We start from the raw sequence: 19,472 nt of genomic DNA, 5'->3' as shown, positions 1-19,472 counted from the left end.
CCGGCTGTTGAGCGGGCCCCTCCGGCTGTGTCGAGCGGGCCCCCTCCGTTTCAGCGCACCTCGATGACGACCAGGCAGGTGTCGTCCGCGAAGTCCTCCCGCCCGTAGAGGTCCATCAGGGTGTCGAGGACCCGCTGGGCGCCGCGGCCCGAGCAGGTCGCGAGGCGCCGGCCCAGCGTGGTGATGCTCTCCCCCAGGTCCTCGTCCCTGCGTTCGACGAGGCCGTCGGTGTAGAGGAGCAGCACGTCTCCCGGCAGCAGATCGACCGTGGCCGTGGCGTAGCCGTCCCCGGGCAGCAGGCCCAGCAGGGGGCCCCGGTGCGAGGAGTCCAGGGCCGTCGCGCGGCTTCCGCGGAGCAGGAGCGGCGGCGGGTGGCCGGCGCAGGCCCAGGTGAGGCGCCGGTCGGTGTCGATGTGGCCGATCACGGCGGTGGCGGTTTCGCCGGAGGGGTCCGCGCAGATCAGTTCGTTCAGCCAGGTGGTGAGGTCTCCGGCGTCGGTTCCCGGGGCGTGGGCGAGACCGGCCAGCGCATGCCGCTGCTGGGCCATCCGGGCGACCGCCCCGAGGCCGTGACCGCAGGCGTCCCCCACCGCGAGCAGGATCCGGCCGTCCGGCAGGACCCGGCACTTGTACCAGTCCCCTCCCACGGCCGCGTGCGGCTCCGCCGGCAGGTAGGCCGCCGCGACGGCGTACCCGAGCTCGGCGATCTGCGACGAGTGGGTGGGCAGGAGCGCCTCGCGCAGCGCCGCGGCGACCCTCCTCTCGGCCGCCGCCTCCTCGCGGAGCCTCTCGGTCTGCTGCCGGCTGGCGGCGAGCCGCTGCCTGCTGCGGACCTGCGGGGTCAGGTCCCGGACGATGAGGTGGATCGCCCAGGGCAGGCCGTGGGTGTCGATCACCGGCCGGCCGACCACGTGCAGGGTGCGGGCGTCGCCGTGGACGCTGAAGCGGATGTCGGTGCCGGGCGGCTCCTCGCCGTCGAAGAGTTCCCTGAGGAGCCGGCCGAACCGGGCCACGTCCTCCACCAGCACCGCGTCGCACAGGTCCGTGAGGGTCATCCGGTCCTCCGGCCCCGTACGGAAGATCGCGCACAGGCCGTCGGACCAGGTGGTGGTACCGGCCAGCAGGTCGTAGTGGGCCCATCCCATGGAGGCGATGTACTGCGCTTCGAGGGACATCAGCTCGGTGTGCGCGTGCGCCGGCCGCCAGGTCGCCAGTACCTGGCCGCCGCAGGACGCCGCGTCGTACAGCAGTGTGGTGCGGTGCAGCCGGCCGCCCCGCCATTCGGTGTAGTCCACCGGGTGCGCCTTGAGGGCCCGGCCGGTGCGCAGGACGTCCGTCAGAGCGGCGAGCAGACCGCCGGCCTCGGCACCGGGCCGGGCCGCGAGCAGCCTGCTGCCGACCTGCCGGTCGGGCGGGTCGAGCCATTCCGCGGACCGGACGTGGTTGCCGGCCCGGACGACGAAGTCGGCGGTACGGCCGCTGTCGTCCTCGACGGGGGCGAGGAGCGCGGCCGAGACCGGGATGGCGGGCAGGGTGGCGCACACGCAGCCCCAGGGGTCGTGGTCCTGGGCGGCGTCGCCGCAGCTGTGGCCCCGGTCCTCGCTGCCGCCGCAGGGGCAGGCCCGCGCGGCGGGCTCCTCGCCCGGCGCGGGCTGGGGGGCGGCGGCGGGGTCCTCGCGCCGGACCCCGGCGCTGCGGCCGGCGGCGGCCCGCAGCGCGGCGACCTCGCGGGCGATGAGCAGTTTGAGTCCCTCGGGGTCCTCTGGAACGGCGGGACTCATGACGGGCCTGCCTTCGCGGTGGGGTGTCCGGACGGCGCGGCGGTGCCCCGTCGTCCGGCGGGGTGCACAGGCCATGGTGCTGGCAGCGGCCCGCCGGCGCACGTCGGAATCGGCGGCGAGTGGGGGGTTTGGGAGCGCGGGGACGGGACACACGCGGGATGTCGGTGCGTAGCCCCTTTGAGCGGTGTGGCGACGCCCGAGAGCGGTGGCCGCACTCCGTCCTCCTTCCCCCCGGAACGGTGTGCGGCCACCGTCTGCCGTCCACGCGTACGCCCCGGCCGGCCCGTTCAGCGGGCGCCGGGGCGTACGACCGCGCTCCCCGGTGCCTCGGCGGCACCGGGGAGCGCGGTCGTACCCGTCACCGGCGGCGGTCGCGGGCGGCCGTACGGCGCTGGGCGTCGGTGTTGGGGGTGAGGGCGTCTCCCGCCTCACCGTCCTGGCTGCCCGGTACGACGGCCTCCTCGGCTTCCTTCCGGGCCTCCTGGTCACCGCTCTCCCCCGGGGCCTGCGAGGGCGGGGTCGTCGTCCGGTGGTGCTTCTTGTGCTCGCTCATGTCTGGTGCTCCTCGTGCCGGTTCAGAGGGGACGGCCCCCGAAGGCGCCGCCGGACCGGTAGTAGGCCGCCAGTTCGTCGTGGTAGCCGCTGTCCCCGAGGTGCTTCTCCCGGTGGAACTCGGGAGCGTTCTTGATCTGCTCCTTCGTCCGGTCCACGTAGATCCTCTCCTCGTCCACGTCGATCCGCGAGACAGTGCCGGCCGGCAGGAGGACTTCCTTGCCGAAGATCCACGGACCGGTGTCGACCACGATGTAGGCGGAGCCGGCCTCGTCCGAATGCTTGTCGACCTTGCCGATGGCGCCGTCGACCGCCTCGACCTTGAATCCGCTCAGGTCGACGCCCTGAAGGCGGCCGGACGTCTCGTGGTAGCCCCACACGTTCTCGGTCATGAAGAGTGGTCCTTTCCGATCGGCTGGTCATGGTTGCCTTGCGTGACGTCCCGCCTGCCCCGCATGCCGGGTCTCACACGGTGCCGTGGCACGGCTGCTTCGTTTTCCGACCGTCCGCGGCCGGACCTTTCGCGCAGCGGCTTTCGCCGCGGGCCCCGGGTCGCTGAAGTAGGTGCATGCCATCCACACCGGCCGTACCGACCGCCGAGCCGCCCGGGGAGGGGCACGACGAGCACCGTGAGCGGGTCCGGCTCGTCCTGGCCCGGGCCGGTTTCGACACGTCCGCCCGGGAGGGGGACGGCCTGCGCGTGTGGACGGCCCCCGAAGGGGTCCTGGTGGGGTGGGTCGCCCGTGAGGTGCTGCGGCCGACGGTCCAGGTGCACGGCCACGAGGAGGACCTCTCCCGGTTCACCTCCTTGGCCGGCCTGCACAAGGCGCTCCGGACGGCCCTCGTGGTGATCCTGCGGGAGGCCGGGCTGCAGGTCGTGGAGCGGGGTGAGCACCTCCTCGTCGTCCGGCCGGGAACGGCGCCCGCGGACGGAGGGGGCGGGGCCCGGAACCGCTCAGGAGCCGGCGAGGGTGTGCCGGGGGGTGACTCCGTAGGCCTCCCGGTAGGCGGCGGAGAAGCGCCCCTGGTGGTGGAAGCCCCACCGGTGCGCGATGGCCGTGACCGTGTCCCGCGAGGGGTCCGCCGCGACCAGGTCGGCGTGCGCCAGGGCGAGGCGTACACGGCGCAGGTAGGCGGTCGGGGTCGTGCCGAGGTGGCGCCGGAAGGCGTACTGGAGGGCCCGGGCGGTGACGCCGGCGGCGGCGGCCATCGCGGCCGGGCCGATCTCGGAAGCCGGCTGTGACTCGATGAAGGCGACGGCCCTGCGGACGGTCTCCGGCGTCGCGTCGCGGGTGTCCGCCAGGACGGGGTCGGGCCGGCCGTCGGTGGGGAAGGCGGCCAGGACGGTCGCGGCCAGCATCCTGGCGGCGGCGTCGACCAGCAGCGGCTGGCTGCCCGTGTGCAGTGCCGGGACGCTCGCCTGGACGTAGTCGACGGTCCGCTTCCACTGGCGGGCCATGACGTCCGAGACGGGGGTGAAGCGGGTGAAGCGCAGCGGGCGGGCGGCCTTGCCCGGCGGGCGGCCCGCGAGTTCCTCCAGCAGGGCGAGCGGCACCGTCACGGCACGCAGATCGGCGGAGAACACCCGTCCCGCGTACGGGAGGTGGGGCTGGGCGATCACCATGACATCGCCGGGCCCGGCCCGGGTGACCTCGCCCGCGCACTCCCCGGCCATGCGGCCGCCGGCCACGTGCGTGACGGCCACCGCGCCGAGGGGGCCCGTGGCGTAGGCGTACTCGGTGGCCAGGGACAGGGTGCTCAGCCCGACGGGACCGGCGTGCGTGCGGGTGTACCGGAAGGCGCTGTCGTGGGCCGGGGTCTTCATGCGCAGGCTCGTCCCGTAGGCCGCCTTCAGCCAGTCCCGGGCGACGTCCACGTCGGTGGTCCGGAAACCCGGCCCGTCGTGCGGGCCGGAGTTCGACGGCTGGTGCATGCTGGGCTTCCTCTTCCGCGGGGGCGCGGCAGGGGGAGCGGCGCGGCCTCAGCGTACGTCGGGAAGCGCGTGGGCGGGGCGCGTTCGCGGGGTGCGGGCGGTCCGGCGCGCGGCCGTCCGGCACGGGTCCTCCCCCCGTACGCGCCGTCCCGGCCGGCCGCGTGCGGCGCTCCGCCGGACGGGGAACCCCGGCGCGGAGAGCGGTGCGGCGCCGGGTCCGCCCGGAGCGGGCTCCGTACGGCGTCTGTGCCTGCCGGTCGTCGACGGTCCCAGCATGCGCTCCTCGTAGCGGGCGAGCCCGAGGACGGCACACATCATCAGCGGCGGTACGAGCAGTGCCAAGAACAACACGGTGGGGATCCTTTGACGTGGTCTCGTGCGGCCGGAGCCGTCACCGCTCCCGGCCGCCGGGACGGGCTCACCTGTGCCGGGCGAGGCTGACCCAGAGGACGAGCACGGCGAAGGCCATCACCAGCAGGTGCAGCCAGGCGTGTCCGGTGTCCGCGGCCCACAGCGAGGCCGCCGTTGTGTTCGATGTCATACGGACGCGGGTGCCCCCGAACGGAGAGGTGACACCCCCGGATGCGGGTCCGGGGACCGGGGGATGCGGTTGTCGCGTGCCGCGGGTTTGGCCCCAACGGATCGGCGCAGGCGGGTTTCTGACGCGCCCGTGCCGGGAGCGGACGGTGCCGGGCCGTTTGGCGGCGGCTCGGACGGACATACGCGCCAGGAGGAATTCATGGCCAACGCATCCGACGGAGAAGAGAAGAAGGCGGGCGGGGGGGCACGACCCCTGAGGGCCGCTTCGGTGATCAGGGCCGCGATCGAGCAGCTGTCGGAGCTGTTGTCGCAGCCCGCCGAGGGGGTCAGCCGCTGCGAACGCGGCGAGGACGGCGTCTGGCACCTCGCGGTCGAGGTCCTCGAACTGGCCCGCGTTCCGGACACGATGAGCCTGCTGGCCTCCTACGACGTCGAGGTCGACGCCGAGGGCGAGCTCGTCGGGTACCGGCGTACCAGCCGGTACGAGCGGGGCCGCGCGGATCGCCGCTGAGCCGGCGCGGTTCGCGCCGCGTCAACGCCGCCCCTGTCCCGTCCCCGTCCCCGTCCCCACGTGACGAAAGGGAACCGGAAATCATGACTGTCGTTCCTGCCCAGCCCGCTCCCGCCGCCTCGGGCGGCGGCTCCAGCGGCCTGTACGACGTACTCGAACTCGTTCTGGACCGCGGCCTGGTGATCGACGCGTTCGTACGCGTCTCCCTGGTCGGCATCGAGATCCTCAAGATCGACGTCCGTGTCGTGGTGGCGAGCGTGGACACCTATCTGCGTTTCGCGGAGGCGTGCAACCGCCTCGACCTGGAGGCCGGGCCGCGCAAGAGCCCGGGCCTGCCCGACCTCGTCGGCGAGATCACGGAGTCCGGGGCCCGCGGAAAGACGAAGGGGGCGTTGAGCGGGGCCGCGCAGACGATCTCGGACGCGTTCCACCAGGCCCGCGAGGACGCCTCGGAGGAGAAGACCGAAAGCCGGCCCCGTAGCCGGCGCACCACCGCCCGCCGGGAGGAGAAGGAATGAGCACGTACGTCTACGGCATAGCCCGGGCCGGTCAGGACCTGCCCGACACCCTGGAGGGCGTGGGGGAACCGCCACTGCCCGTGCGCACGGTGCGCGCCGGGAAGCTGGTCGCCCTGGTCAGTGACGCGCCGGCCGAGCTGAGGGCCAAGCGGCGCGATCTGCTCGCCCACCAGCGGGTGGTGATCCAGGCGGGCGGCAGGGGGCCGGTGCTGCCGCTGCGCTTCGGCGGGGTCTCCCCCGACGACGACACCGTCACCTCCGTCCTCGAGCGGCGTCAGGAGCGCTACCTGGAGCGGCTCGCGGAGCTGGAGGGCAAGGACGAGTTCAACGTGAAGGCCTCGCACGAGGAGGAGGCGGTGCTCTTCGACGTGGTCGGCGCCGATCCGGAGCTGCGTGCCCTGCACCAGGCCAACCGGGAGGCGGGCGGGGGCACCCACGAACAGAAGCTGGCCTTCGGGGAGCGCGTCGCCCGGGCCGTCTCCGCGCAGGAGCGCGCCGACGCCGCCCTGGTCGAGCGGACGCTCAGGCCGTACGCGGCCGCCCTGCGGCACGGCCCGGAGGGCACGGGGTGGCTGGCGAACCTGTCGTTCCTGGTGGCCCGCGAGCGGCGGGAGGAGTTCCTGGGGGCGGTGCGCCACCTGCACGAGGAGCACGAGCGGCTGCGCGTGCAGGTGACGGGGCCGCTGCCCTCCTACAGCTTCGCGGACGCGGACTGACCATGGGTCTGCTCACGGAGGTACTGCTGCTGCCCGCCGCCCCCCTCCGCGGGACGGTCTGGGTGCTGCGGCAGGTGGTCGAGGAAGCCGAGCGCCAGTACTACGACCCGGCCGTGGTCCACCGGGAGCTGGCCCGGCTCGTCGAGGCGCTGGAAGCGGGCGAAGTGGACGAGGCCGAGTTCGACCGCCGGGAGGACGAACTCCTGGCACGACTGGAAGGGGGGGCGCGGACGCGATGAACGACCGTGTGACGATGGGCCTGGCCGTGGGCGCCGGCTACCTGCTCGGGCGGACCAAGAAGGCGAAGCTCGCCTTCACCGTGGGAACCCTGGTCATGGGCAGGAAACTCAAACCGGACGCCGAGGTCCTCGCCTCACTCCTCGCGAACCACCTGAAGGAGCACCCGCGGTTCAGGGAGTTGGGAGAGCAACTGCGCGAGGACCTGCGCGGGGTCGGGTCCGCGGCCGCGGGGTTGCTGGTGGACCGGCAGCTGGAGGCCGTCGCCGACCGGCTGCACGACCGGACCCGGGACGTGCGGGAGCGGCTGGCCGCCATGGGGCCCGCCCCGGCCGACGGCGACGACGGCGGGGACGGCTCGGGCCGGGGCCGTCCCGCGCGCCGGACGGCCACCCCGAAGAAGGCGTCCCGCTCGGCGCCCGCCCGGAAGGCGGGCGGCGGGCCGGCGTCCGGGGGCGGGTCCGGCCGGCGCCGTCCGGCCAAGCGGGCGGCCGGCGGCGGTGAGGGGGGCGACGATGGCTGAGCCGCGTTCCGGCCTCCTCGGCCGGCTCGGGGAGAGCCCCGCCGCCGACCGGGTCAGGCTGGAGCTGGAGGCCTACCTGATGGCCCGCGCCGAACGGCTCCTGGCCGGCGCCGGCGCGAGCCTCGGACGCTCGGTGGCGCGCCTGGAGGACGTGGCGTCGGGCAAGGGCCCGGGGCTCGGATCCCTCGTGCCGCGCCGCCGCCCCGGACACCGGGGCGGCGGCGGGCGCGGTGGCGGGCGCGGTGGCGGGCCCGCCGTGGTCCTGGAGTCGGTCGACGTCGGCGTGGACGTCGAGGAGGCCTACGACCGGTGGACCCGCTACCGCGGCTTCCGGGAATCCCCCGGGGACACGGCCGGGGACACCGCCGGCGACGGGACCACCGGGGCCTTCCGGTCCCGTACGGCCCGTGTCACCGAGCGGACCCCCGGCGAGCGCATCGCGTGGACCTCTGAAGGCACCCGGGGCACGACCCGGTGCGTGGTCACCTTCCACGCCCTCGCCGACGGGCTCACCCGGGTCCTGCTGGCCGTCGAGCACCACCCCCGGGGCCTGTTGGAGAGGGCGGCCGGCCTGTGCGGGGCCCCGGGCCGCCGGGCCCGCGGGGATCTGAAGGACTACGCGCGGTTCCTCGCCTTCGAGGGCGGGGAGCCGGACGGCCGGAACGGCCGGACCGAGGACGACGGGGCCTTCGCGCCCCACGAGGAGGAGGACGCCGTGGAACCGGGCGAGGACGCAGCGGACCGCGAGGACGGGGCGTACGCCGCTCCGGAGGAACCGTCCGACGGCGACTACGCCTTCGTGGACGGCGAGTTCGAGGACGACGACGAGTACGAGGAGTACGAGGAGGAGTACGAGCCGGATGACGAGGACGAGGCCTACGACGAGGAGGCCGAGCCCGCGGAAACCGGGCCCGCGCCGGCACGCGCGGGCCGCCGCGAGGAGGCCCGCCGGTCATGACGATGCCCTCCGGCCTGCCGGGTACGTACGACGGCGGGTCCAGCGCCAACCTCGCCGACATCCTCGAACGGGTCCTGGACAAGGGGGTGGTCATCGCCGGCGACATCCGGATCAACCTCCTCGACATCGAACTGCTCACCATCAAGCTGCGTCTCGTCGTGGCCTCGGTGGAGCGGGCCAAGGAGATGGGGATCGACTGGTGGGAGCAGGATCCCGCCCTGTCCTCCGCGGCACGCGGGCGCGAGCTCGGACGGGAGAACGAGGAGCTGCGCCGGCGCGTGGCGGAGCTGGAAGGGCGTCAGGAGCGGGCATGAGCGAGCCGGAACTCTTCTACGTGTACACCGTCGTCGGGTCGGGGCCGGGAGTTCGCGACTCCTTGGCCTCCTGCGGCCCGGACGGCTCCGGTCTCGGGGTGGTGGACGACGGCGTGCTGGCCGCGGTGGTCTCCGCGGTCGACCCCGCCGAGTTCGGCGAGGCCCCGCTGCGCCGGCGGCTGGAGGACCTGGACTGGCTGTCGGCGCTGGCCCGGCGGCACCACCGGGTGGTCGCCGGCGTCGGCCGCTCCCTCACCACGGTGCCGCTGAGGCTGGCCACCGTGTGCCGCGGGGAGGAGGGGGTGCGCAGGCTCCTGGCCGAGGGGCGGGAGCGGCTCGCGAGCGCCCTGGAACGGCTGGCGGACACGGAGGAGTGGGGTGTGAAGCTGTACGCGGCGGACTCCCCCGCGCTGACGACGGCCGGGCCGGCCCGCTCCTCCGCCGAGGGCGGTCCCGACGGGTCGGCGGATCCGTCCGACGGCGTACCGCGAACCGGACGGGGCTATCTCAAGCGGCGCCTCGTCGACCGCCGGCGCCGCGAGGAACGCGCGGGCCTGGCCGCCGGAACGGCCGAACAGGTGCACCGGCGGCTGGCCGGGCGGGCGAACGACGCGGTCCTGCACCCCCCTCAGCAGGCCGGGCTCTCCGGGGTGCGGGACGCCAACGTGCTGAACGCCGCGTACCTGGTCCCCCGAGAGGCCCGGCAGGCCTTCCTCGACGCCGTGCCCGGCCCAGCGGACCTCCCGTCCGGGATCCGCGGCGAGGTCACGGGGCCCTGGGTCCCCTACTCCTTCACCCTGACGGCCGCCGAACGGCGCGGGGAGGAGCGGTGACCGGCGAGCAGGTCGCGCTCGTGGACATCCTCGACCGGCTGCTGGCCGGCGGGGTGGTCCTGGCCGGCGACATCACCCTGGGCATCGCCGGCATCGATCTCGTCCGCGTCGACCTCAAAGCCCTCATCAGCTCGGTGAACGACGCCGTGCCCTCCCCCTGGAAGCAGGTGAGCCCGTGAGCACGCCCAGGCGAGTGGAACTCGACCCCGATACCGTCGAGCGCGAACTGGGCCGCCTCGTGCTGACCGTGATCGAGCTCCTGCGGCAGCTGATGGAGCGTCAGGCGTTGCGGCGCGTCGAGGCCGGTGACCTCACCGAGGACCAGGAGGAACGGCTCGGGCAGACCCTCATGCTCCTCGAGGACCGCATGGACCTCCTGCGGACCCGCTTCGGACTGGCTCCCGAGGACCTCAACATCGACCTCGGTCCTCTGGGCTCACTCCTGTGAGACGAACGGGGGAATAGTAGGACCATGTTTATGCATATCATCTCCGCGTCTTTTGCTTAACCGAGACATTCCACGTCGTGTCCGGCCCTTCGGGGGCGGACAGGTCGTGCAAAATGGGCGGTCGTCGGGAGCCAATACGCAGTCACCGAGAACAGTGCCGTCACGGCCCTGTCCTGTATCTGAATGCGGAGGTATCACGATTGCCGAAAACAAAAGATTGCTGGAAGAGCCATCGCTCCCCCGTTTTCCTCCTCGCGATCTCCGTGGCCGCGATGTTCGCGCCCGCCAGCCCGGCTCAAGCCGCTTCCCTCTACGGCATAAAGGCCGTCAAAATCGCAGCTTCCAAAGAAGGCTCCCCCTACGTGTACGGCGCCACCGGCCCGAGGGAATTCGACTGCTCGGGCCTCACCCTCTACGCGTTCCGGAAGGCCGGCCGACGCCTTCCCCGCACCGCCGAAGCCCAGTACGAGAACACGCTCCACATCCCGCGCACCCAGCGCGCCCCCGGCGACCTCGTTTTCTTCCCCTATGGGGGAACCATCGGCCACGTCGGCATCTACGCGGGCCACAACAAGATCTGGCACGCCCCCAAGCCCGGCACCCGCGTCCGGCTCGAACGGATCTGGACCGGCAAGGTCCGCTACGCCCGGGCCAATTGAACGCGGCACCCGGCCCGTACCGCCGCCTGAGCCCGAGACCGACTCGAAGAGCGCGTTTCCGGCCGAGAACGATACGGCGGGCAGGCATATCCGACGCGACGGAATGCCCTCCCCCACCCTTTTCCGCGATAGGTCACCGACACCGGACCGCTGTGCGGCTTTTCCCTTCCCGACGACTGCGTTCTCCGTACCCGGCGCCCCTTCGCCCCGGTGCCGCGAGAACGGGGAGAACGCGCACCGGAAACGGTGTCACGGCGTGACGAGACCCGCCTCGTAGGCGAAGACGACGGCCTGGGCGCGGCTGGTGAGGGCCAGTTTGTTCATGCACCGGTGGACGTGCGTCTTGATGGTCGCCGGGCTGAGTACGAGGTGCCCTGCGATGTCGGTGTTGGACAGGCCCCTGCCGACCAGGGACAGGATCTCGATCTCGCGCGGGGTCAGGGCGTCGAGTCCGGGGCGCGGGCGGCCGCCGCGTCCCGGACCGGCCCCGCAGGCCTTCACGAGTTCGGTGAGGGCGGCGGGGCTCAGCAGCACGTCTCCGGCGTGGACCGTGTGGATGGCCGCCAAGAGCCGTTGCGGCGGCGTGTTCTTGAGGAGGTACCCGCTGGCTCCGGCGCTGAGCGCCTCGTAGACGTACTCGTCCAGGTCGAAGGTGGTGAGCATGATCACCCGAGGGCTCGGCACGGAGGTCTGGCCGACGAGGGCGCGGGTCGCCGCGATGCCTCCCATGCCGGGCATGCGGACGTCCATGAGGACGACGTCCGGACGGAATTCGGCGGACAGCCTCACCGCCTCCTCACCGCTGTCGGCCTCGGCGACGACCTCGATGCCGGGGGCCGCCCGGAGCAGCGCGGCGAGCCCGGAGCGGACGAGGACCTGGTCATCCGTCACGAGGACCTTCGGCATGATGGACGCACTCCCCCGGACGACGGCTCTCCTCGCGGCCGACCGGCCGTCAGCCCTCCGGTACCGGCATGACGAGATCGACTTCGAATCCCCCTTGTGAGCGGGCCCCGGCCGTGACGGTGCCCCCGTAGAGTGTCGCCCGTTCCCTCATGCCCAGCAAGCCGTGACCCGGGCCGTCCCGTTCCTCGGGCCGGGGCCGGGCGGGCCCGTCGTCGGTGACGCGGACGCGGAGGGAGCCGCGGCCGCGCGAGAGGGACACGGTGGCCGTGGCGGTGGGCGCGTGCTTGAGCACGTTGGTCAGCGCTTCCTGGACGACGCGGTAGACGCACATGTCCAGGCCGGCGGGCAGCGGTTCGGCGAGTCCTCCGGTGATCCGGACGGGAACGCCCGCCGCCCGGACCCGCTCGGCGAGTTCCTCCAGACGTGCCAGCCCCGGGGCCGGCCCGTCCGCGTCGGGAAGGGCGCCGGTGCGGTCGTACGCCGTGTGCTGGACGCCGTGCCTCAGGACGGCGAGCATCCGGCGCATCTCCTCACCGGCGTCACGGGCACTGCCGGAGATGACTCCGACGGCCTGGTGCGCGGTCGCGGGGTCCGTGGTGAAGACGTAGTCGGCCAGTCCCGCCTGGATCGAGATGACGGAGACGTGGTGGGCGATGACGTCGTGGAGTTCGCGGGCGATCCGCATGCACTCGTCGGAGACGGCCCGGCGCGTCCGCTCCTCCTGCTCGCGGCGCAGCTGCTCCGTCAGCGCGGCCAGCCGGCGCCCCCGTTCGGCGAAGCGCCGTGACACGTCACCGGTCACCCAGGTGACGGCGGCCGTCGCCGTGACGAACGCGACGCTGAGCACGCCGATGCCCGGCTCGGCCAGCCTGGTCCCCCACAGCAGGACCAGCCACGTCGTGACGGTGCAGGGGACGGACACGGTACGCGGACGGTGCGCGGCGACGGTGTAGTTGGCCAGGGCCAGGCCGCACACCGCGACCGGGTGGTAGTAGGCGAGGGTGAAGTAGGCCAGTACGACGGCGGCGGTGGCGGCGAGAATCAGGAGGGGCGCGCGGCGGCGTACGGCGAGCGGCAGGTAGACGGCCGCGAGCAGGGCGTAGGCCAGGGCGTCGGGGGTGCGCCAGTAGTGGTTCGGGTCGGGCCAGTTGTGGAGCATCGAGGCCGATATCGCCAGCGATCCGAACGCGTAGACCGTGTCGGCCACCTGTGGGAGCACCGCGCGTACGGTCGCCCACCGCCCTCCCCGAAATGCCATGGCGAGAGCCTAGACGGCCTGGTACGGACACTCGTACAACCAGGGTGGTACATCGTCTACCCCCCTGGTGGCAGCGGATGATCACCCCCTGGTTGGCCGCGCCCCGGGCCGCTCGTCCGCCAAGCTTTCGGGAGGTCGTCCGCAGGCGCGTGAAGGCACTATCGGGGGTTCACCATGGGAGCTGCTCGCAGCAGATCGAAGCGTTGCGTCATCGGGGTCGCGGCGGTCGCCGCGCTCTTGTGGTCCACGGCCTGCCAGGCGGGCGGCGGCGCCGGCCGGGGGCAGGGAACCGCCGCTCCGTCCGGTTCGCCGGGCGCGTCCGGTTCCCCCGCTCCGGGCGGGACTTCCGGCTCGCCGAGTGCGCCAGCCACCCCCTCCGCCCCGGCCGGCACGCCCACCCGTCAGCAGGGCTCGCCGACGCCCGGCGGCTCCGGCGGACCGGGGACCGGGAGCGGACCGGGGACCGGGAGCGGTTCGGGGGACGGGAAGGGCACGGCCGCGGCCTGCACCGACGCGAACGTCTCGATCACCGGGGCGTTCGAGCGGCAGGACAGCGAGCAGAACCTGTTCCTGACGGCGGTCAACACCGGCGGCACGCCGTGCACGCTCTACTTCTACCCGATCGTGCGCTTCGGTTCCGCCGACGAGGTCCCGCCTCCGCCGATGGAGTCCCCGGCCCGCGCGCCCGCCACCGTCAAGCCGGGCGAGAAGGCGTACGCGGGCGTGCGGCTCTTCCGGGCCGGTGAGCAGACCGGCACCGTGACGTCGCTGACCGTCGCGTTCCACAGCCGTACTCCCCATGACGAGGTGGGCCGGCCGGCCGGTATCGCGCTCACCCACGGGTTCCTGAACGTCGACTCCAAGCCCATGGTCACGTTCTGGAACCTCGACGCCGCAGCGGTCAAGAACTTCACGTTCAAGGCCCGCTGACGGCCGGCGCCCGGCACGCGCCCCGCGGGACGGGGGTTCACGGGGCGCGTGCCGGGCGGCCTTCGCACTGGCCGGGGAACCTCCCGCGGTGACGCCGCGGGAGCGCGGCGCGTGGTGGGAACACTCCAAGATCGACTCGTGATCGTTGTCCACCGGCACGGCTCCGGACCTGCGGGACGCTGCCGCAGACTTTCGGGGTGCGGCGGCCGGTTGACCGCCGCACCCCCCTCCCGGCCGGCCCGAGGACTGCCTTCGTGAACGAGCGCGTTCTGACCCCCCGCAACCGCGGGTTCCTGTTCCTGGACTCCCACCCGGCGGGCTGCCGCCAGGTGGTGACCGACATGTGGCGGGCGTGCCCCGCTCCCGCCGCCGTGCCGCGCGGCCCCGGGCCCGTGGCGCTCGTCATCGGTGCCTCCGCCGGGTACGGCCTCGCCGCCACTCTCGCCGGGCTCAAGCGGGCCGGCATCCGCGGGATCGCGGTCTCCTTCGAGAAGGCGTCCACCGAGCGGCGTACCGCCACGGCCGGCTGGTACCGCACCGCCGCCACCGCCGGCCTCGCCCGCACCGCCGGGCGCGACCTGGTCTTCCTCAACGGTGACGCGTTCTCGGACGCGGTGAAGGACCGGGTCGCCGACCTCATCGAGCAGCGCTTCGGCGGCAGCCTCGACTACCTGGTGTACTCGGTGGCGGCGCCCCGCCGCACCGACCCCGACACCGGTGCCGCCTACGCCTCGGTCCTCAAGCCGATCGGCGGGCCGCACCGCACCAAGACCCTGGTCTTCGACGACCGGGGCGCTCCCGAGGTCCGCGAGATCGAGACCGGTCCGGCCGGGGGCGACGACGTCGAGCAGACCGTGGCCGTGATGGGCGGTGCGGACTGGGAACGCTGGGTCGACCGCCTCGCGGGCCGGGGTCTGCTGGCCGGAGGTTTCACCACCGCCGCGCTGTCGTACATCGGTTCGCCGCTGACGGCGGCGGTCTACCGGCAGGGCACCATCGGCGCGGCCAAGGCCCACCTCGAGGCCACGGCCCGCGCCCTGGACGAGCGCCTCGGCAAGGCGGTGGGCGGCCGGGCCGTGACCTCCGTCAACGGGGCCGCCGTCACGCAGTCGTCGACCGCGATCCCCGGCATCGCCCTGTACACCGGCCTGCTGCGCGGTGTCCTCGGCGAGGGCCTGGTGCCGCCGGTCCGTCAGCTCTCCGCCCTGTGGGACCAGCTGACCGGGGCGGCCCCGAGCGTTCCGGACGAGGAGGGCCGGATCCGGCTGGACGCCTGGGAGCTCGCCGACGACGTCCAGGCGGCCGTCGCGGAGCGGTGGGAGGCCGCGACGACCGCCACCATCGCGGGTCTCGCCGACCTCGACTGGTTCCGTGCCGAGGTCCGGCGCCTGTACGGGTTCTCCGTCCCGGGCGTCGACTACGCCGCGCCGGTGGCCACGGACGTCCCGTGGCCCGCTCCCGCGTCCTGACCCCGGGTCAGTCACCCCCTCCGCCGCCGCCTCCGCAGGACGATCCGCACGAGGATCCGCCACCGCAGGAGTCACCGCCGCCGTCGCCCCACCGGGCCCTGCGCCGCCGCGGGCGCTTGCGCCCCCACAGCACCTGGAAGGACACCACGAAGATCACCACTGCCATGGTCAGGACGACTTCCATGCGTTCCCTCGTTCCTCCGCGTTCCGCTGGTGCGGGCACGATGCCCTGACCAGGGGCGCGCCCAATCCGGAATTGAGCGAACTCAGAGGTTCGGCCGGCAGGTGCGGCGGGCCTCGGCGACGAGCCCCCGAGGCAGGTCCGGCCCCGCGCACGCGTACTCGACCAGCAGGTTCCGGTACGCCGGGTTCGGGAGCTCCGGCGCCAGAGCGATCAGGTCCCCCAGATCGTCGGACGAGCCGGCAAGGCGTGCGGCGTAGGCGGCACGAGCCGCGCGCAGGGTGACGTGGTGAGGTTCGTGTTCCAGGCCCTGCTCGACGAGGCTCACGGCCGCGGCGAAGTCGCCCTGCTCCGCACGCAGGTCCGCGAGGTCCAGGAAGAGGGACCAGTTGGCGGCGTCCATGAGCAGAGCGGCTTCGAAGGCGGCGGCGGCCCGGTCCAGGTCGCCCATCGCCCGGCAGGTGGCCGCTCGTGCGACCGCCGTCCACATGACCCGGCCGACGGCATCGGCGCGGTCGCAGAGGGCGAGGGCCAGGTCGTACCGGCCGCAGGCCCGGGGCAGCCGGGCCATGGCGGCCAGCGACTCCGGCACGGGGTCCCGTCCGGACACCACGTCGAGGGCGCGGAACCAGGGCGCGAACCGCGCCCGCATCCCGTCGGAGTCCAGGTCGTGGCCGTGGTCCAACGTCCGCAGACACGCCTCGGCCAGGGCCGGGGCACCCACCGCGCCGAGGAAGCGCGCGTCGCCGAACCAGGGCGCGGCGCCCCATGCCACGTCGGGCCGCACCCCCGTGACCGAACCGAGGGCCATCGCCGCGTCGTCCATGTCCCCTTCGAGGAACGAGAAGTACGCCTGCGCCGGCACGGACCTCGAGGAGCCGTTCCCTTCGAGGGACTCCTTCAGATCCGGGCCCCGCTCCCGCCACAACGCGGCGAGGGCCGCATAGGGCTCCGGAGCCGCCGGTGCCGAGGCCATCACCCCCGCCAAAAGCTCCACCGCGGCCACCGGGCTTCCGCCACAGTGCGCCATCACACCGGCGAGACCGACTCCCGCCGCCACTGACTGATTCGACATCGCCGGAGAATACCCCTGGCCGGAGCCCCGCCTGCGGCCAGGGCGTGTTCTTACGCGTACCCGGTCGTTGGCCTGGGGGCGGGACACACGCAGGTGCCCCGCCCTTTCGCACGGATGGGTTCCGGAGGAGCGGTGATGGTGAGTCAGGATTTTCTGACGGCGAAGATCGAGCAGGGTTTCGACCAGCTCGACGCGAACGGTGACGGGGTGCTCACCGAGGACGATCACAGGGAGATGGGCCGCCGGGTGGCCGCCTCCCTCGGCAACGGGGAGGGGTCTGCGGCCGAGGAACGGATCGTCGCCGCCTACCTGGACATCTGGCGGGAGGTGCACCTGCCGTTCGTCCCGGTCGGCGGCGAGGGGATCACCAAGGACCAGTTCGTCACGTCGACCCGGACGCTGGCGGAGAATCCGGAGGCGGCGGCGGCCGCGCTGGGCGGGATCGCCCGGACCTACCTGGACATCGCCGACATCGATCGCGACGGCCGGATCAGCCCCGAGGAGTTCTTCGCGTTCCAGCGTGGACACTTCCCCGGCTTCACCCGGGAGCAAGCGGCCGAGGCGTTCGCCCACCTCGATGCCGACGGTGACGGGGCGCTGTCCGCCACCGAGTTCACCGGTGCGGTCATCGAGTACTGGACCAGTCCCCGCACCGACGCCGTCGGGAACTGGTGGATGGGGCGTCCGCGGCCGCCCCGGTCCTGAGCCGTCCGGCCCCGCAGGGGCCCGGGGCCGACCGTGGCCGGGCCCCTGCGGGTACCACGCGGCCGGTCACCCGGATGCCGCCCGGGCGGCCGTGACGGGACGGCCGGAGCGGGGCATCAGAACGCGAAGACGGCATTGCCGTTGAGGGTGGCGTTCATCGTGCAGGTGTTGGAGAAGGTGTGCTTCCAGGTGACGCGGCTGCCCTGCCAGACGCCCTCCGCGGTGACGGTGACCGGTGCGTAGTGCATCGGGCAGGCACGGTTGGCGTCGGGGGCGGCGAGCAGGCGGTCGAAGGTGCCGCCGGTGGAGTTGAGGGCGCTGCACGCGGCCTTGGGGTCGGGGTGGGTGCCCTGCGCCGACGGCATACAGCTGAGGGTGGCGGCGCGCAGGACGGTTCCGGCGTTGGCGTCGTCGCCCTGGGTGACGGAGAAGACCAGCGCGGACGGCGCGTACAGGCTGGTGGGCTTGGCCTCCGCCATACCGGTGGCACCCGCCAGGCAGAGGAGGGCGGCGGACGAGACGGCTGCGAAGCGGTAGCGCACGACAGGACTCACTTTCGATCCGAAGGTCTAGCTCGACAATCACTTTCGTTGTCGGGCTCTGTTGCGGTCGAGTCTGTCGGTTGTGAAGGTGACATGCATATCGACGGCCGATTTACGGACAGCCAGTTCGAATACCGGATAGCGAATGGGCGTTCGGGCAGCTCAGGCCGTGTGTGCCGCTGCGTGTCCGGTCGGAAACGGCGGGTGAGGAGCGGGGGTTCCCGCGGAACGCGGGCCGCTGACCTGCTGCCGAGCGGCCCGCGTTCACCTGAAGGCCACTCACCTTGTCCGGATCGGTGCGGTTTTCCGTCCCTCCCGCCGTGCCGGGGCGGGAGGGACGGCCCGCGTCCGGCGGGCGGGCTTCCCGCCCACGGGCCGGACCCCCGGGGCCGGCCGGATACGGAAAGGCGGGTTCCGCGCCGTGCCCCGTCAGGGGTACCGCGCGGAACCCGCCTTTCCGGGGTTCCGGCTGTGGCCTGCCCGTCTCAGGCCGTGGCGGACGGCGAGGGCTCGGCGGCCGGGGTCGGCTCCGGGGTCTCCTCGGCGGTGGCCGCGGCACTGTCGGGCCGCGGGATGCGGTGCAGGCCGCGGCGGTCGTAGAGCCGGGTCACGGCGAAGCCGAAGACCAGTGCCGCGACGAGGGCGATGCCCATCGCGGTCCACGCGCGGGTCAGGCCCGCGTCGGCCTGGGCCCCGTAGTACAGCAGGGAGCGCAGACCCTCGGTGATCTGGCGCAGCGGCTCGAACTCGGCGAGGGCGCGGAAGAATCCGGGCAGCGCCTGGACGGGGACCGTGGCGCCCGAGGAGGGGACGGCCATCGCGATGAAGACGATGGTGGCCAGCAGCATGCCGGGGGTGCCGAACGCGGCGAACAGGGCGAGGCTGCCGACGCCGACGACGGCGATGGTGGCGACCGAGTAGAGCCACAGCAGGCCGAGGTGGGAGGCGTCCATGTCGAGGATGGCGACGGTGGCGACCTCGACCAGGGTGCCCATGACCAGCGACATGCCGAGCATGAGCGCCATGGCGACGGCCAGGGTGCGGACGCGGCTGGTGTGCTGGACGGGTTCGCGCTTGCGGACCGGGCCGTAGTCGGTGTGCAGGTAGCCGAGGGCCGTGTCGACCTGGGAGTTGACGAGGTTGGCTCCGAGCATGCCGCAGACGACCAGGACCAGGGCGTAGTAGAAGGCGCTCAGGCCCATGGCGCTGCGCGAGCCCAGCGGGTGGCCGTCGGCGACGGTCACCGTCACCGGGTCGGTGAGCTTGAGCTGCGCGGCCGTCGGCAGCTGGGTCTTCTGGGCCGCGGCCTGCTTGAGGAGTTCCTGGCCGAGTTGCGCGGAGGCCGCGCGGGCGGCCTTCTGGGCGGCCTGGGAGGACATGGAGGAACCTATGCTGCCGGCGGCCTGGTTGGTCAGCACCGTCAGCGTCGGAGGCGCGGCCTTGCCCTGGGCCGGGGGCTGGGGGGAGGCGAGCGCGGTCATCGTGGCGGAGAAGTCCCGCGGGATGACGAGGGCGCCGAACACCTTGCCGCTGCCCAGCCGCTTGTCGGCCTCCTCACGGCTGACGAGCTGCCAGTCGATGCTCTCGTCACCCTTGGCGGCCTTCTCGACGCCCTCGACGACCTGCTGGCCGAGGTTGACGCGGCGGCCGCCCGCGTCGGCTCCGGCGTCGGCGTTGACCAGGGCCACGGGCAGGTCGCGCAGGTTCCCTCTCGGGTCGACGTTGCCGCCCACGTAGAGCAGGGCGAACAACATGGAGACCACTGCGGCGATGAGTCCCGTACCGATCCACAGCTGGGGTCGGCGGAGCACGGAGGGTGGCGTGGGGTGAGGCATCGATTCTCCGGTGCGGCTGCGATTCCTGAGCTGGATACTTATGGTATC

The 19,472-nt window shown here is 73.3% G+C and carries 25 protein-coding genes; 14 read left to right on the top strand and 11 right to left on the bottom strand.

What is annotated here, in order from left to right:
* Positions 1-50: 50 nt before the first annotated feature.
* From ACZ514_RS16270 to ACZ514_RS16250, 5 genes are all read right to left on the bottom strand, one after another.
* Positions 51-1,781 (bottom strand): SpoIIE family protein phosphatase, encoded by a 1,731-nt coding sequence (locus tag ACZ514_RS16270; protein WP_468164889.1) that lies wholly within the window; start codon positions 1,779-1,781, stop codon positions 51-53.
* 358 nt (positions 1,782-2,139) lie between these two features.
* Positions 2,140-2,334: a hypothetical protein gene (locus ACZ514_RS16265; protein ID WP_468164891.1), complete on the bottom strand. Its 195-nt coding sequence runs from the start codon at positions 2,332-2,334 to the stop codon at positions 2,140-2,142.
* A 22-nt stretch (positions 2,335-2,356) separates the two neighbouring features.
* Positions 2,357-2,725, bottom strand: coding sequence for a PRC-barrel domain-containing protein (locus ACZ514_RS16260; RefSeq protein WP_388938054.1), 369 nt, complete (start codon positions 2,723-2,725; stop codon positions 2,357-2,359).
* Positions 2,726-3,288: 563 nt separating this feature from the next.
* A complete protein-coding gene (locus ACZ514_RS16255; protein ID WP_468164893.1) occupies positions 3,289-4,266 on the bottom strand; it encodes an AraC family transcriptional regulator in 978 nt (325 codons plus the stop codon).
* Between the two features lie 418 nt (positions 4,267-4,684).
* On the bottom strand, positions 4,685-4,807 hold the full coding sequence (locus ACZ514_RS16250; RefSeq protein ID WP_468164895.1) for a hypothetical protein: 123 nt from the start codon (positions 4,805-4,807) through the stop codon (positions 4,685-4,687).
* A gap of 198 nt (positions 4,808-5,005) precedes the next feature.
* Here ACZ514_RS16250 and ACZ514_RS16245 point away from each other — a divergent pair, with 198 nt between their 5' ends.
* The 11 genes from ACZ514_RS16245 to ACZ514_RS16195 all read left to right on the top strand — a co-directional run bounded on the left by ACZ514_RS16245 (position 5,006) and on the right by ACZ514_RS16195 (position 10,523).
* Complete coding sequence (locus ACZ514_RS16245) at positions 5,006-5,317, top strand: gas vesicle protein GvpO (protein WP_468164897.1); 312 nt, start codon at positions 5,006-5,008, stop codon at positions 5,315-5,317.
* 83 nt (positions 5,318-5,400) lie between these two features.
* Positions 5,401-5,835 (top strand): gas vesicle structural protein GvpA, encoded by a 435-nt coding sequence (locus tag ACZ514_RS16240; protein ID WP_468164899.1) that lies wholly within the window; start codon positions 5,401-5,403, stop codon positions 5,833-5,835.
* Positions 5,832-6,551 (top strand): GvpL/GvpF family gas vesicle protein, encoded by a 720-nt coding sequence (locus tag ACZ514_RS16235; RefSeq protein WP_468164901.1) that lies wholly within the window; start codon positions 5,832-5,834, stop codon positions 6,549-6,551. The genes ACZ514_RS16240 and ACZ514_RS16235 overlap by 4 nt, the downstream gene beginning before the upstream one ends.
* 2 nt (positions 6,552-6,553) lie before the next feature.
* Entirely contained in the window at positions 6,554-6,790 is a 237-nt protein-coding gene (locus ACZ514_RS16230; RefSeq protein WP_468164903.1) for a gas vesicle protein GvpG, read from the top strand.
* On the top strand, positions 6,787-7,311 hold the full coding sequence (locus ACZ514_RS16225; RefSeq protein ID WP_469124999.1) for a DNA primase: 525 nt from the start codon (positions 6,787-6,789) through the stop codon (positions 7,309-7,311). The genes ACZ514_RS16230 and ACZ514_RS16225 overlap by 4 nt, the downstream gene beginning before the upstream one ends.
* On the top strand, positions 7,304-8,269 hold the full coding sequence (locus ACZ514_RS16220; protein ID WP_469124998.1) for an SRPBCC family protein: 966 nt from the start codon (positions 7,304-7,306) through the stop codon (positions 8,267-8,269). Before ACZ514_RS16225 ends, ACZ514_RS16220 begins: the two co-directional genes overlap by 8 nt.
* Positions 8,266-8,583, top strand: a complete 318-nt coding sequence (locus tag ACZ514_RS16215) for a gas vesicle protein (RefSeq protein WP_468164910.1) — start codon at positions 8,266-8,268, stop codon at positions 8,581-8,583. Before ACZ514_RS16220 ends, ACZ514_RS16215 begins: the two co-directional genes overlap by 4 nt.
* On the top strand, positions 8,580-9,416 hold the full coding sequence (locus ACZ514_RS16210) for a GvpL/GvpF family gas vesicle protein (RefSeq protein WP_469124997.1): 837 nt from the start codon (positions 8,580-8,582) through the stop codon (positions 9,414-9,416). The genes ACZ514_RS16215 and ACZ514_RS16210 overlap by 4 nt, the downstream gene beginning before the upstream one ends.
* Positions 9,413-9,595 (top strand): gas vesicle protein, encoded by a 183-nt coding sequence (locus tag ACZ514_RS16205; protein ID WP_468164914.1) that lies wholly within the window; start codon positions 9,413-9,415, stop codon positions 9,593-9,595. The genes ACZ514_RS16210 and ACZ514_RS16205 overlap by 4 nt, the downstream gene beginning before the upstream one ends.
* The gene (locus tag ACZ514_RS16200; protein WP_468164916.1) at positions 9,592-9,864 is read left to right on the top strand and encodes a gas vesicle protein K; all 273 of its coding nucleotides are present in this window, start codon (positions 9,592-9,594) and stop codon (positions 9,862-9,864) included. Before ACZ514_RS16205 ends, ACZ514_RS16200 begins: the two co-directional genes overlap by 4 nt.
* A 272-nt stretch (positions 9,865-10,136) precedes the next feature.
* Complete coding sequence (locus tag ACZ514_RS16195; RefSeq protein ID WP_468165365.1) at positions 10,137-10,523, top strand: C40 family peptidase; 387 nt, start codon at positions 10,137-10,139, stop codon at positions 10,521-10,523.
* Between the two features lie 249 nt (positions 10,524-10,772).
* Here ACZ514_RS16195 and ACZ514_RS16190 read toward each other — a convergent pair whose 3' ends face one another.
* Complete coding sequence (locus ACZ514_RS16190; RefSeq protein WP_469124996.1) at positions 10,773-11,429, bottom strand: response regulator; 657 nt, start codon at positions 11,427-11,429, stop codon at positions 10,773-10,775.
* Positions 11,430-11,478: 49 nt separating this feature from the next.
* Positions 11,479-12,687, bottom strand: a complete 1,209-nt coding sequence (locus ACZ514_RS16185) for a sensor histidine kinase (RefSeq protein WP_469124995.1) — start codon at positions 12,685-12,687, stop codon at positions 11,479-11,481.
* Positions 12,688-12,861: 174 nt separating this feature from the next.
* On the opposite strand from ACZ514_RS16185, the gene ACZ514_RS16180 reads away from it, so the two are divergent.
* Both ACZ514_RS16180 and fabV read left to right on the top strand, forming a co-directional pair.
* A complete protein-coding gene (locus ACZ514_RS16180) occupies positions 12,862-13,617 on the top strand; it encodes a DUF4232 domain-containing protein (protein WP_469124994.1) in 756 nt (251 codons plus the stop codon).
* A 254-nt stretch (positions 13,618-13,871) separates the two neighbouring features.
* Positions 13,872-15,086 (top strand): enoyl-[acyl-carrier-protein] reductase FabV, encoded by a 1,215-nt coding sequence (gene fabV / locus ACZ514_RS16175; protein WP_469124993.1) that lies wholly within the window; start codon positions 13,872-13,874, stop codon positions 15,084-15,086.
* A 7-nt stretch (positions 15,087-15,093) separates the two neighbouring features.
* Here fabV and ACZ514_RS16170 read toward each other — a convergent pair whose 3' ends face one another.
* On the bottom strand, positions 15,094-15,270 hold the full coding sequence (locus ACZ514_RS16170) for a hypothetical protein (RefSeq protein WP_468164926.1): 177 nt from the start codon (positions 15,268-15,270) through the stop codon (positions 15,094-15,096).
* 82 nt (positions 15,271-15,352) lie between these two features.
* Positions 15,353-16,342 (bottom strand): tetratricopeptide repeat protein, encoded by a 990-nt coding sequence (locus ACZ514_RS16165; protein WP_469124992.1) that lies wholly within the window; start codon positions 16,340-16,342, stop codon positions 15,353-15,355.
* A 138-nt stretch (positions 16,343-16,480) separates the two neighbouring features.
* Here ACZ514_RS16165 and ACZ514_RS16160 point away from each other — a divergent pair, with 138 nt between their 5' ends.
* Complete coding sequence (locus tag ACZ514_RS16160; RefSeq protein ID WP_468164930.1) at positions 16,481-17,047, top strand: EF-hand domain-containing protein; 567 nt, start codon at positions 16,481-16,483, stop codon at positions 17,045-17,047.
* A gap of 116 nt (positions 17,048-17,163) precedes the next feature.
* On the opposite strand, the gene ACZ514_RS16155 is transcribed toward ACZ514_RS16160, so the two are convergent.
* Positions 17,164-17,601 (bottom strand): subtilase-type protease inhibitor, encoded by a 438-nt coding sequence (locus ACZ514_RS16155; protein ID WP_468164932.1) that lies wholly within the window; start codon positions 17,599-17,601, stop codon positions 17,164-17,166.
* A 473-nt stretch (positions 17,602-18,074) separates the two neighbouring features.
* A complete protein-coding gene (locus ACZ514_RS16150) occupies positions 18,075-19,424 on the bottom strand; it encodes a YhgE/Pip family protein (protein WP_468699288.1) in 1,350 nt (449 codons plus the stop codon).
* Positions 19,425-19,472 lie beyond the last annotated feature (48 nt).

The sequence above is a fragment of the Streptomyces sp. NPDC034086 genome (genome assembly GCF_055575515.1).
Note: the sequence above shows the minus strand (reverse complement) of the source record. Positions and strands in the feature narration are given on the sequence as shown.

Bases quoted from the DNA above. Each gene is read 5' to 3' on its own strand.
- ACZ514_RS16270 (WP_468164889.1), bottom strand. From the start codon at position 1,781: ATGAGTCCCGCCGTTCCAGAGGACCCCGAGGGACTCAAACTGCTCATC.
- ACZ514_RS16265 (WP_468164891.1), bottom strand. From the start codon at position 2,334: ATGAGCGAGCACAAGAAGCACCACCGGACGACGACCCCGCCCTCGCAG.
- ACZ514_RS16260 (WP_388938054.1), bottom strand. From the start codon at position 2,725: ATGACCGAGAACGTGTGGGGCTACCACGAGACGTCCGGCCGCCTTCAG.
- ACZ514_RS16255 (WP_468164893.1), bottom strand. From the start codon at position 4,266: ATGCACCAGCCGTCGAACTCCGGCCCGCACGACGGGCCGGGTTTCCGG.
- ACZ514_RS16250 (WP_468164895.1), bottom strand. From the start codon at position 4,807: ATGACATCGAACACAACGGCGGCCTCGCTGTGGGCCGCGGACACCGGA.
- ACZ514_RS16245 (WP_468164897.1), top strand. From the start codon at position 5,006: ATGGCCAACGCATCCGACGGAGAAGAGAAGAAGGCGGGCGGGGGGGCA.
- ACZ514_RS16240 (WP_468164899.1), top strand. From the start codon at position 5,401: ATGACTGTCGTTCCTGCCCAGCCCGCTCCCGCCGCCTCGGGCGGCGGC.
- ACZ514_RS16235 (WP_468164901.1), top strand. From the start codon at position 5,832: ATGAGCACGTACGTCTACGGCATAGCCCGGGCCGGTCAGGACCTGCCC.
- ACZ514_RS16230 (WP_468164903.1), top strand. From the start codon at position 6,554: ATGGGTCTGCTCACGGAGGTACTGCTGCTGCCCGCCGCCCCCCTCCGC.
- ACZ514_RS16225 (WP_469124999.1), top strand. From the start codon at position 6,787: ATGAACGACCGTGTGACGATGGGCCTGGCCGTGGGCGCCGGCTACCTG.
- ACZ514_RS16220 (WP_469124998.1), top strand. From the start codon at position 7,304: ATGGCTGAGCCGCGTTCCGGCCTCCTCGGCCGGCTCGGGGAGAGCCCC.
- ACZ514_RS16215 (WP_468164910.1), top strand. From the start codon at position 8,266: ATGACGATGCCCTCCGGCCTGCCGGGTACGTACGACGGCGGGTCCAGC.
- ACZ514_RS16210 (WP_469124997.1), top strand. From the start codon at position 8,580: ATGAGCGAGCCGGAACTCTTCTACGTGTACACCGTCGTCGGGTCGGGG.
- ACZ514_RS16195 (WP_468165365.1), top strand. From the start codon at position 10,137: ATGTTCGCGCCCGCCAGCCCGGCTCAAGCCGCTTCCCTCTACGGCATA.
- ACZ514_RS16190 (WP_469124996.1), bottom strand. From the start codon at position 11,429: ATGCCGAAGGTCCTCGTGACGGATGACCAGGTCCTCGTCCGCTCCGGG.
- ACZ514_RS16185 (WP_469124995.1), bottom strand. From the start codon at position 12,687: ATGGCATTTCGGGGAGGGCGGTGGGCGACCGTACGCGCGGTGCTCCCA.
- ACZ514_RS16180 (WP_469124994.1), top strand. From the start codon at position 12,862: ATGGGAGCTGCTCGCAGCAGATCGAAGCGTTGCGTCATCGGGGTCGCG.
- ACZ514_RS16170 (WP_468164926.1), bottom strand. From the start codon at position 15,270: ATGGAAGTCGTCCTGACCATGGCAGTGGTGATCTTCGTGGTGTCCTTC.
- ACZ514_RS16165 (WP_469124992.1), bottom strand. From the start codon at position 16,342: ATGTCGAATCAGTCAGTGGCGGCGGGAGTCGGTCTCGCCGGTGTGATG.
- ACZ514_RS16150 (WP_468699288.1), bottom strand. From the start codon at position 19,424: ATGCCTCACCCCACGCCACCCTCCGTGCTCCGCCGACCCCAGCTGTGG.